Source organism: Halomarinibacterium sedimenti, assembly GCF_019312585.1.
In the GTDB taxonomy this organism is placed as follows: domain Bacteria; phylum Bacteroidota; class Bacteroidia; order Flavobacteriales; family Flavobacteriaceae; genus Halomarinibacterium; species Halomarinibacterium sedimenti.
On sequence record NZ_JAHWDP010000002.1, the window covers coordinates 106,168 to 117,909 of the forward strand.

The 11,742-nt window shown below is 36.2% G+C and carries 11 protein-coding genes; 6 read left to right on the forward strand and 5 right to left on the reverse strand.

The window, feature by feature from the left end:
• Positions 1-63: 63 nt before the first annotated feature.
• Positions 64-903: a 1,4-dihydroxy-2-naphthoyl-CoA synthase gene (locus tag KXJ69_RS05135; protein WP_219051902.1), complete on the reverse strand. Its 840-nt coding sequence runs from the start codon at positions 901-903 to the stop codon at positions 64-66.
• Positions 904-984: 81 nt separating this feature from the next.
• Between KXJ69_RS05135 and KXJ69_RS05140 the strand changes: the two genes are divergently transcribed.
• A complete protein-coding gene (locus tag KXJ69_RS05140; protein WP_219051903.1) occupies positions 985-2,106 on the forward strand; it encodes a C1 family peptidase in 1,122 nt (373 codons plus the stop codon).
• 45 nt (positions 2,107-2,151) lie between these two features.
• Positions 2,152-2,607, forward strand: a complete 456-nt coding sequence (locus KXJ69_RS05145; protein WP_219051904.1) for a hypothetical protein — start codon at positions 2,152-2,154, stop codon at positions 2,605-2,607.
• On the opposite strand, the gene KXJ69_RS05150 is transcribed toward KXJ69_RS05145, so the two are convergent.
• Entirely contained in the window at positions 2,604-3,434 is an 831-nt protein-coding gene (locus KXJ69_RS05150; protein ID WP_219051905.1) for a CvfB family protein, read from the reverse strand. The two genes, KXJ69_RS05145 and KXJ69_RS05150, sit on opposite strands and share 4 nt — an antisense overlap.
• Before the next feature lie 87 nt (positions 3,435-3,521).
• Between KXJ69_RS05150 and KXJ69_RS05155 the strand changes: the two genes are divergently transcribed.
• A complete protein-coding gene (locus KXJ69_RS05155; RefSeq protein ID WP_219051906.1) occupies positions 3,522-3,941 on the forward strand; it encodes a hypothetical protein in 420 nt (139 codons plus the stop codon).
• On the opposite strand, the gene menD is transcribed toward KXJ69_RS05155, so the two are convergent.
• The 3 genes from menD to KXJ69_RS05170 are packed head-to-tail and all read right to left on the reverse strand — an operon-like array spanning position 3,931 to position 7,125.
• Positions 3,931-5,598 (reverse strand): 2-succinyl-5-enolpyruvyl-6-hydroxy-3-cyclohexene-1-carboxylic-acid synthase, encoded by a 1,668-nt coding sequence (gene menD / locus KXJ69_RS05160; protein ID WP_219051907.1) that lies wholly within the window; start codon positions 5,596-5,598, stop codon positions 3,931-3,933. The genes KXJ69_RS05155 and menD overlap by 11 nt on opposite strands.
• Before the next feature lie 32 nt (positions 5,599-5,630).
• The gene (locus KXJ69_RS05165; protein WP_219051908.1) at positions 5,631-6,701 is read right to left on the reverse strand and encodes an isochorismate synthase; all 1,071 of its coding nucleotides are present in this window, start codon (positions 6,699-6,701) and stop codon (positions 5,631-5,633) included.
• 4 nt (positions 6,702-6,705) lie between these two features.
• Positions 6,706-7,125 (reverse strand): PaaI family thioesterase, encoded by a 420-nt coding sequence (locus KXJ69_RS05170; protein WP_219051909.1) that lies wholly within the window; start codon positions 7,123-7,125, stop codon positions 6,706-6,708.
• Positions 7,126-7,297: 172 nt separating this feature from the next.
• Between KXJ69_RS05170 and KXJ69_RS05175 the strand changes: the two genes are divergently transcribed.
• From KXJ69_RS05175 to KXJ69_RS05185, 3 genes are all read left to right on the forward strand, one after another.
• On the forward strand, positions 7,298-8,005 hold the full coding sequence (locus tag KXJ69_RS05175; protein WP_219051910.1) for a leucine-rich repeat domain-containing protein: 708 nt from the start codon (positions 7,298-7,300) through the stop codon (positions 8,003-8,005).
• Between the two features lie 159 nt (positions 8,006-8,164).
• Entirely contained in the window at positions 8,165-10,105 is a 1,941-nt protein-coding gene (locus KXJ69_RS05180) for an alpha-1,4-glucan--maltose-1-phosphate maltosyltransferase (protein ID WP_219051911.1), read from the forward strand.
• Positions 10,106-11,734, forward strand: coding sequence for a trehalose synthase (locus KXJ69_RS05185; RefSeq protein WP_219051912.1), 1,629 nt, complete (start codon positions 10,106-10,108; stop codon positions 11,732-11,734).
• The last annotated feature ends 8 nt before the right edge of the window (positions 11,735-11,742 follow it).

An 11,742-nucleotide genomic window follows, 5' to 3' on the forward strand; every position in this document is an offset into this window, starting at 1 on the left:
CAATAAATGACATATATCATACTCCAAGGGATCATCTACATCCACTAAAATAATTCTAAAAAACTACGGCAACCACCTTTTAGTAAAGTTAGGCTTGCGCTTTTCCAAAAAGGCATCACGTCCTTCTTTGGCTTCGTCGGTCATATAGGCTAATCGAGTAGCTTCTCCGGCAAAAACTTGTTGTCCCACCATACCATCGTCTGTGAGGTTCATTGCAAATTTGAGCATTTTTATAGAAATAGGTGATTTCGCCAGCACTTCTTGCGCCCATTCGTAAGCCGTTTGTTCTAATTCTGCATGAGGTACCACCGCATTGACCATACCCATCTCAAATGCTTCTTGTGCGCTATAATTTCTTCCAAGGAAAAAGATTTCCCGTGCTTTCTTTTGCCCCACCATTTTAGCGAGATAAGCACTTCCGTAGCCACCGTCAAAACTTGTCACATCGGCATCGGTTTGTTTAAATATAGCATGCTCCTTACTCGCTAAGGTCATATCACAAACTACGTGCAAACTATGTCCGCCTCCTACAGCCCAACCTGGCACTACACAAATCACTGCCTTAGGCATAAAACGAATGAGTCGTTGGACTTCCAAAATATTTAAACGATGATAGCCATCTTCTCCTACATAGCCTTCTTTACCTCTAGCAGCTTGATCTCCCCCACTACAAAAGCTATAGACTCCATCTTTAGGCGAAGGACCTTCTGCTGAAAGTAACACCGCGCCAATACTGGTATCTTCTTGTGCATCGTGAAAAGCATCTAGCAATTCGCTCGTGGTTTTAGGGCGAAACGCATTGCGTACTTCTGGTCTATTAAAGGCAATACGCGCCACGCCATGGGACTTTTTATAGGTGATATCGGTATATTCTTTGGCTGTTTTCCAGTTGGGTGTAATCATAATTTGTAAATTTACCTCAAAGATAATACTTCTCTTTACATTCCGTTATTATGGAACTCGTGAGGTCACAAATTTTATAATATGAAAAAAGCTTTATTTTTCTTCGGCATTCTATTTATTTCTGCATCTCTTTTTGCACAGCAACCTTATCAATTTACCGAATTAATTGACTTAGAAACCACTCCGGTCATTAGTCAAGGACGCACGGGAACTTGCTGGAGTTTTTCGAGCACTTCTTTTTTGGAAAGTGAAATTATTCGAATTACAGGAAAGCAGATAGACCTTTCGGAAATGTACACCGTTCGTAACACTTACCCTAAAAAAGCTGAAAATTTTGTCATGCGACAAGGAAAAGCACAATTTAGTGAAGGCGGACTGGCGCACGATGTGATGAATTCGGTACGGGATTACGGATTAGTGCCGCAAGAGGCTTTTAGCGGATTACAAAGTGGAGAAGAAAGTCATAATCACGCCGAATTAGTAGCCGTTTTAGAAGCGATGCTAAAAACTTATATCGACAATCCTGGAAGTAAATTGAGTAAAAATTGGAAGCCAGCTATTGAAGCAGTTTTGGATATTTATTTAGGTAAAAACCCTACAACCTTCACTTTTGAAGGAAAAAGCTATACGCCTGCTTCCTTTAGAGATATGTTAAAAATTAATGCTGAAGATTATGTTACTATCACCAGTTTTACTCACGCACCATTTTATTCAGAATTTATATTGAATATTCCAGATAACTGGAGCTACGGAAGCATGTACAATGTACCTCTAGATGAAATGATGGCCTCTATTGATAATGCATTGCAAAAAGGTTTTACTGTGGAACTAGATTGCGATGTAAGTGAAAAAACCTTCTCTTCAAAAGACGGGGTGGCGGTCATCCCTGCCGATGAAGAAAACAATATTAAAGCCTTACAAGGCGTATATCCCGAAATGAAAGTTTCGCAAAACTATCGCCAAGGCGAGTTTGAAAACTACACCACCACCGATGATCATTTAATGCATATTACAGGAATATTAACAGACCAAAACGGTACTAAATATTACAAAGTAAAAAATAGCTGGGGAACAGATGAAAGAAGAAACGCCAATGGTGGCTATGTGTATTTTAGTGAAAGTTATATGCGCTTAAAAGCCATTAGTATTACGGTGCATAAGGATGCTGTACCCAAGGAAACTTCAAAAAAGTTAAATTTTTAAAAAGAGGCTATCACTTCGGAATCATTTTTGATACTTTTGGTGCGGATGAAAAAATTACTTTTCATATTGGTATTCCTTCCGCTAAGTGTCTTAGCGCAATACGACTTTGAGTCGCGTTACTTTACTATTAATGCTGAATCTTTACCCGAAGTCCCAGAGTTGAGTGCTTTTGATATTGATTTTGGTCCGAAACGTGATTTTAGTATTCGAAACATCACCGATTTTAATAAAGTAACCGAGACCAATTATTGGCAAGCCGTGGATATGGCTGCTGCCATTGAAAAACAAGATCGTTTTAAATCCAATTCCAATTATAATGTAGAAGCGCTACAGCAAAAGTATTCTGCTTTTGGAGGCAATGCCCAATACAATCCCGATGGTTCTACCAAAGTAACCAATTTTGTATACAAAGAACAACGTGGATTAGATATGCTAGACCCTTGTCCTCCTTTTGGAATTTGTGGACGTTGTGCACCTTATCGAGTGGGTAGAGGTTATTAAATTAATTCGATTCCGTCCTCTTTAATAATTATTTGTTTGTCTTTATACAAACTTCCCACGGCTTTTTTAAAGCTTTTTTTACTTAATCCCAATTCATTTTTAATGGTTTCAGGATCTGTTTTATCATGAAAAGGAAGAAATCCGCCAGCGGCTTTTAATTCGTCTAAAATATAGTTTGCATTGGGTTCTATGCTTCGGTATCCAGGAGGTTGTAATACCACGTCAATTTTTTTATCGTCTCGTACTTTCTTGATATAGGCTTTCATTCTGTCTCCAGAACGAATATCTTCAAAAATGTCTCCTACAAAGATGAGCCCTTTGTGTATTCCATTTATAATTACGTTGGCTCCTTGCTCGGTAATATGGGTCACCAAAATATCAACCTCATCAAATTTTTCAATAGTTATATTATCGTTACTTAAATACTTGTTGGTTTTACTGGAGCCTACCAATCGGTTCGTTTTTTCATCCAAGTATAAATAAACAATATACCAGTTGCCCGTCTTCATGGGTCTTGCTTGCTCCTTAAATGGAACAAAAAGCTGCTTTACCAACCCCCAATCCATAAAAGCTCCGTAATCATTTACATCACTACAGCGCAAATACCCAAAGGTATTTAGTGTAAGATAGGGCTCGTCTGTCGTGGCAATGGGACGTTCTTCGTTATCCAAATAAAGGAACACTTCAATTTTATCTCCTATTTCGTAGGTTTCTGGCTTATATCTATGTGGAAGTAAGACTTCGTTTTCTTCTTCATCACCCAAAAATAGCCCTGGATCGGTCTCCCGTAAAATAGTAAGTGTATTAAATTCACCAAGTTGTAACATAGTTGCAAAGATACTCTTTTCCACTTCAAAAAAAGAAACTTGATTGTTGTTTTGAATGAAACTTTTGTGTAGTTTTAAAAACCGAAAATGGTACCTAACTCCCCACATAATCTTCCAGAGAAAATTCCCCTTTTAGATATTCTAAAAACAAAGGTTGCTACCGTGTATTTTTATGAAAACGTGGTTATTGTGGAGGCAAATGAAGGAGTTATTGTTTCTTATAAATCTTCTTTTGAAATGCTCGTAAAAGGGATTCAAATCATGAAAACGAGGCCACTAGTTTATATCGCGAATAGAATACATTCCTACTCGGTAAACCCTACCGATTTTAAATATTTAGAAGCCGTTCCCACTTTAAAAGCAATTGCTGTAGTAAATTATACGGAAGAAAGTAAAGTGAATGCCTCCTATGAAGCAAAATTCTTTAATAAACCTATTGAGAGTTTTGAGTCGTTAGAAGACGCCTATTATTGGGCCAAAAACATACTGAATGAAGTTAAGAAATAGCTTTGAAATACTCCTTTAAAACAATATCATTTACGTCAGATGGGGTGAATATTTCCAATAATTTTGGATTTTCGCTCAACGTATAAAAATCTTCTAGCTGACTTTTTACGGAATCCAAACTATTTGCTGTAGCATATTCAAACCCAAACATCTTGCATATATGTTTTGCTGTTAAGGTGTGCCTCGTTTCAAAGTAATTTTCAAAATGAGCCACCTCTTTTGCATGAGGTAAAATTCTAAAAATTCCGCCGCCTCGGTTGTTCACTAAAATTATTCTAAAGGTATTAGGGATGTAGTTATTCCAAAGGGCATTGCTATCGTAGAAAAAACTTAAATCACCTGTAACAAATACTGTTGGGTTATTACTTTTAACTGCTGCTCCAATGGCCGTACTTGTGCTACCATCGATACCACTGGTTCCTCGATTGCAAAAAACTTGCGAAGATGCATCTAGCGAAAAAAGTTGGGCATAGCGTATGGCCGTACTATTTGCTAATTGTAATATATTCGTTTTAGGAATGCTGTTGAATATAGCCTGATACACCAAAAAATCTGAATATGGCGCCTTTTTTTCAAAAATAACGTGCTTCTGGAGTTTATGGTCTTTAATGCTTAACCAAAGAGTTTGATAATTTGTTTGAACTGCAGTTATCTGTGGCAGAAAGGATTCAAAAAAGTGATTTGGTGAACATTTTATACGTTCAGTTAAAGCAAAAAAAGTGTTGTTGGCCTCTTTACGACCTATGTGCCAGTGTTCCTTAGGGGAATAGTTTCGTAAAAATGCTTTTATTCTTTTAGACACAATCATTCCACCTAAAGTGACTAAAATATCTGGTTGTAGATTTCGGAACTCTTCGGAAGTGAGCGATGAAATTAATTGGTCAATAGAAGGAAAAAAGTGAGTGTGATGTACGTTTGATGTTGTTTCGGTGAAAACAATCACACTATCATCATTTGCCAAAATTTCAAGGTACTTTTCTTCAATGGAATTGGGCTGTAACACACCAATGAGTATTATTTTCTTTTTAGATTGATTCCATTTTTTAGCTAATGTTTGAAGCTTTTTATCCTCAATAGTATCTTCAAAAGGGTTTGTCCTAATTTCCTTCGGCTGAATTGATAAAACATCCGTTCTTCCGTATAATGGCTCAGAAAAAGGAAGGTTAATATGGACAGGCCCTTGTTTTTCAAAAGCACAGTTTAAGGCTATATTTATTTCAGTTTCATTATATTCTTGAAACTCTTCTCCTTCTTTGCAGTTTGCATTGTATTCAATATGATTGGCAAACACATGTTCTTGTCTTATGGTTTGTCCGTCGCCAATATCTATTAAATGTGAAGGTCTATCAGCCGTTAAGACCACTAAAGGAATATCGCTGTAAAAAGCTTCTGCAATGGCTGGATAATAGTTTAATGCTGCTGATCCTGAAGTACAAACCAAAGCCACTGGTTTTTGAAGTTGTTGTGCCATCCCTAAAGCAAAAAAGGCGGCACATCGTTCATCAACGATACTGTAGCAAGTAAAAAAATCATGCGACGTAAAACCTACAATTAATGGGGCATTTCGGGAACCTGGTGAAATAACAATATGGTCTATTCCTTTTATTCGGCAGAGCTCAACGATGGTTTGCGAAAGAATTTTTGTTGAATAGATCATTCATCACAAAGATACTAACATTGATTCATATTTTAAAGCATTGGTTGCAACACTTGTAGCATCGTTTTCATTTTATTTTGCGTTTCTTCCCATTCGGCTTCTGGGTTAGAGTCGGCGGTAATACCACCCCCCACAAATATGTGAGCATGGTTATTTTCAATCTTCATACATCGTAAATTTACAAATAGAAAAGAATCTTTACTTTTGTCTTGGATACACCCCAAATATCCAGTATACAATTCTCTTTTATAGTTTTCAAATTCTTTAATAAATTCTGATGCTACTTTTCTTGGAGTTCCGCAAACAGCAGGCGTTGGATGCAAAATTTTAGCAATGGCAGACAAACTTGCTTTTCCTTTTTTGAAACATCCTCTTATATCGGTTCTTAGATGCACAACGGGACCCGCTCTATGTGTATAGCTTTTAGACATTTTTAAAACCGTAACTGCTTTTTGAAGTTTGTTCACAATATCATCAATAACCACTTGATGCTCGTGTTGTTCCTTTTCGCTCCACCCAACAACACTTGAGTTAGTGACATATTCTCTAGTTCCTGCTAGAGCCATGGTATGGAAGCATTCATCTTCAGTTTTTAGTAATAATTCTGGGGTGGCTCCACACCAAATACTTGTATCTGGGTGGTACCAAACATAGCGAAACGTATTTTGTGACAATGAAAAAATGCGCTCCAGTAGTAGTTCGAATTTAAAATCTTTTAACGCAATTTTTTGAACTCGAGAAACAACAATCTTTGTAGCTCTTTTTTTCTTAATTTCTGAAATAGCTTTAGTCACTAATGCTTTGTGAGTCTCAATTTCTGAAGGATTGACCTTTATCTTTATATTTTTAAATTCTTCAAAACTTTCATTTATTTTAATCTCTATTGTGTCTGCATCACTCTTAGAAATATTATAAACTTTTTGTGATTCATCAAAAGGATGCATAACAAAGCCCTGTTCATCATTTTCTTTAATATCAATTTCCTTATTACTTTTTTGAAAATAAAAAGTAATGATTTCACTATCGGGCAACGAAAACGCAATAAATGGTTTTTTTACCTGAAGTTGATGACTTATTTTTTCAAAAATAGAAATTGGTATCATACTACTATGTACGCAAGGTTATGGTGGTTAGTTTTATAAAAGAAATTAATTCCTCTTTTTCATTTAAAATATCAATATGCCAAAGCTGAATGGTTCTCCCTTTATGGACCATTTTACCTTTTGCATATACATACCCATTTTTTACACTTTTAACGTGATTTGCTGAAATTTCAATCCCACGAATTTGAACATCCTTACCATCAGTAAGCATAAGAGTCCCGGCACTTCCAACACTTTCAGCCAAGGCTACTGAAGCTCCACCATGCAAGACTCCGTTGGGTTGATGAACCTTTGGTTTAACAGGCATTCTTGCAACCACCTCATTTTCACTAATATCGGTAAATTCAATACCCAACGTCTCCATCAATGTGTTATTACAAAGTTTGTTTAAAGCATCGAGTAAGGCAAGTTTGTTTTTAAGCATGTGTAGTAATTATACTGTAAAAATACGAAATAAGTTGCCACTACAATTATAGTTTTATTTAGTATCAATTATTTAAAAAAGTGCATTTCATCGAATAAATTTTGTTTTTAATCAGATTTAATTGTTATTTGCTTTGTATTAATGTAGGAATTATCCTAAAAACCCCGCCCCAATGAAAAAATTAACCCTCACCATTTATCTCTTATTGATAAGTGTTTCGCTTTTTGCGCAAATACCAGAGAGTGAATTAAATGCATTAAAAGATTTATATCAATCAACACAAGGTGACCAATGGAAATTGAGTTGGCCTATGAATGAACCTGTAACACATTGGGAAGGTGTTACAATTACCAATAATCACGTTACAGAGGTAAGAATGCTTTTTAATAACTTAAATGGCGAAATCCCTTCATCAATTAACCAATTAAATCACTTAAAAGTTTTAGAGTTGTCTTTCAATAATATTTCTGGAGAACTACCCGAAAGTTTGGGTGATATTAAAACACTTGAAGTATTAGCCTTAAACGGAAACTTTATTAAAGGAGGCATACCGGCTTCTTTTGGTAACCTTATCAATTTAAAGCTTTTACATTTAAGCAGTAATGAGCTTTCAGGAGAAATACCAAGTACTATTAATAACCTTCAAAATTTAGAAGTATTTAATGTCTTTCAAAATAATTTATCTGGAGATTTACCTCTAGAATTATCAAGAAGTAGAATTTTAAGAGAGTTTATTGTAGCAAAAAATAATTTCAAGAATACTTCGCAAATTTCAAAAATACTTTTAAGTCATTCAGCTGTAGTATATCTTGACGAAAACAAACTTCACACAACTGGAAAACCAGTAATTGCTGTTGAAGGAAGTGATGATGGAAATTAACAAACCCTAACTATTCGTAAACCTAAAGGCTCTATAATAGAGCCTTTTTTTATGATTTTTCTTTCGAAAACGATATCGATTGTAAAGAAACTATAAAGTCTTTAATTATTTGCCGTTGGTTTTATATATTTAACAAATACTAAGCAAACCAATTACTATATGCGCAACCAAAGTAGGGTTATTATTGAAAATATACGCCCTCAAATTGAAGCTGGAATACACCCTATTAAATGTGTCGTCAGTGAAATTATTCCTATTACTGCAAATGTTTTAGCGGATGGACATGACATTATTGCTGCAAACCTTTGTTTTAAGCATGAAAAAGCGAAAAGCTGGACTATTAAAAGAATGTGTCCAATGCCAAACGACGAATGGGAAGCTTCATTTAGTACTGAAAAACAAGGGTTTTATGAATATAAAATTGAAGGCTGGGTAGATTACGCACTCAATTGGCAACACGGAATTAAACGAAAAATTGACGACGGCCAAAAAGTAATTTCCGAGTTATTAGAAGGGGTTGACTATCTTGATAAATCCATCAAGGTTTGTAATGCTTCTGAAAAAAAATACCTACAAAACTTAAAAAAACTATTTACAGAAACTTCTCATTATAACGAAGCCATAAAGGAAGCTACTTCCAAAGAATTACATGACATTTTCTCAAAATATCCAGAAAAACATTTGGTCAACGAAAGCGCCATTTTAAAAGCCTATTGCGATCGTGGAAAAGCACTTTTTAGTACGTGGTACGAATTTTTTCCACGTTCCTCATCACCTATCGAAGGACAACACGGTACTTTTAAAGATTGTGAAGCATTACTCCCTAGAGTCGCAAAAATGGGCTTCGACACCCTCTACTTCCCTCCCATTCACCCCATTGGTGAAGTAAATAGAAAAGGGAAAAACAATACCACCACCGCTCTGGAAGGTGATGTGGGATCATGTTGGGGTATTGGTTCTAAAAAAGGCGGACATAAATCTGTACATCCCGATTTAGGAACCGTTGAAGATTTTAAATCCCTTGTGCAAAAAGCAAAAAGCCTTGGCATTGAAATCGCTATAGATTATGCCCTACAGGCAGCACCAGACCATCCTTGGGTAAAAGAACATCCTGAATGGTTTAAATGGCGACCTGATGGAACGGTACAATATGCCGAAAATCCACCAAAAAAATACCAAGATATTCTTCCTATTTATTTTGAAACCGAAGATTGGAAAAACCTATGGGACGAATTGCTTTCTGTAGCCCTTTACTGGATTGAAGAGTGCGACATTCAAGTATTTAGAGTAGATAATCCACACACCAAACCGTTTTACTTTTGGGGTTGGCTTATTTCCGAAATAAAAAAGAAACACCCTAATGTACTTTTCCTTTCTGAAGCCTTTACAAAGCCTAAAGTAATGCATCAGCTTACCAAACAAGGATTTACACAATCCTACAGTTATTTTACATGGCGAAATAGTAAACACGAACTCATTGAGTATCTAAACGAATTAACTAAGACCGATCAACGGTATTTCTTCCGACCCAATTTTTGGCCCAACACCCCAGATATCAATCCTTGGGCATTACAAGGAAATTTAGAATCGGTGTACCTTCAAAAGTACTTTTTAGCCGCGACCCTATCCTCGAACACCGGAATCTACGGACCAGTTTTCGAATATATGCAAGGGGCAGCATTGCCCGGAAAAGAAGAGTATTTAGATTCAGAAAAATTCCAAATACGTCATTGGGATTGGACTATTGAAAATAAGTTGACTACCTTGATTACGAAAATCAATGAATGTAGAAAAGACCAAAAAGCCTTACAGCAAACCAATAATATAGAGTTTCTTTCCATCGAAAATGAAAATCTACTGGCGTATTACAAATATGATCAACAAAAGGAAAACGAAATACTTTGTGTAGTAAATTTGGATCCCTATCACACCCAAAAAGGATTTGTTCAACTTCCCTTAAAAATGTTGGGAATTAACGAAGGACATCCCGTAAAAGTGAAGGACTTAATCACGCAGAGTAGCTACATTTGGGGTAAAGAATGGAACTATATCGAGTTACATCCGGTACTCCCTTTTCATCTTTTTAAAATTGAAAAATAAATGGCAAAGCTAGATACATCCAAAATGAAATCGCCTTCAAGTTTTAATACCACTTGGGAGCAACTCATGGACGATGCTGGCTTTATGAAAATGTTCCTTTCAGAAGTATTGGAAGATTATATTACTAAACAGCGTTGGTACGGTGGTAAATCGAGTAAGCTGAAATATATTGAACTTACAGAGTATTTCAGAATTCAACAAAAGGAAGAGGTTTACTATGGACTTATTCTGGAAGTGAATTTTGTGGAAGCCTTTTATCAACATTATTTTCTACCCATTGCGTTTGTTACCGATGAAGATTTTGCCAAAGATGAACGTATTTTAAAGGTATCCATTAATAAAGTAGATGGCTATATTATTGATGCCATAAACTTGGAAGCGTTCAGAAAATTAGTTTTTGAACGTATTTTAAATGCCCAACCTATCGATACCACCCGGGTACAATACCATAAAGGGGAACGTCTTAAAGAGACTGTGTACAAATCGTCTCGGTTTATGGGAATGGAGCAGAGCAATACGTCGGTGGTGATTAATGATACCTGTGTTATTAAGTTTTTCAGAAGGATTTATTCTACCAAAAACCCAGATTACGAAATGTCGCGTTTCCTGTCCGATAAAAAAGGATTTCAAAATACGCCTGCCTATTTGGGAAGTATCAATATTAAAGATTCAGAAAATGTCATTACCACCATTGCGCTTATGCAAGAGATGGTTCCTAATGATGGGGATGCTTGGGAATATATGCTGAAAAAATTGGATAAGGTGTTTAAAACGCTTTCCGATAAGCACATTAATGTTCGGCAACTCCCCGATGTTGACATGTTTGCCCGATTAAAGATTAGAGACGTTCCCCCAGAAATTATTGATTGGGGCGGATTAAGCCTTTTTCAAAATTTACGACAATTAGGTATTCGTACGGCCGAAATGCACATCGCTTTAGGGTCTGAATTTGAAGAAACCGCCTTTACCCCCGAACGCTTTAACGGAGACTACGAAGTCTGGTTAAAAAATAGATTGTTGTATCAATTTCAGAATCGCTTAAATACTGTTGAAAACAATATTCATAAACTGGAGGGTCTTACTTTGGATCTCGCCAAGCAGTTTTTGGAACAAAAAAATGATATTAGAAAACGATTTCTCGATTTCGATTGGACCAAGCTAAAAGGAGAGCGACTAAGGGTTCACGGCGATTATCACTTAGGACAAATATTGGTAAAAAACGGCGATTTTTATATTCTCGATTTTGAAGGAGAACCCGAAAGTACCATTCGGGATCGCAAAGTAAAACAGCCGCCCCTAAAAGATGTGGCAGGGCTTTTCCGTTCGTTTCATTATGCCATTTATGCTACCATTTTTAATAATGGAGATACCTATCCGCAAAGTGATGAAGATTTATTCTATGCTGGAGAGCTGCTATACCGCTACTTTATAGGGGTATTTTTAGAAAGTTACACCGAAAAAATTCAGAATGCCAACATTAATATTGGCTATAGCCAGGAACGTATTTATGTGTTAAAATATTCGATGCTTGAAAAAGCAGTTTACGAGCTAGGCTACGAAATGAACGCAAGACCGCTTTGGGCGGTCATCCCATTGGAAGGAATTTCTTCTATTATGAAATTAGATTAACCAAACAC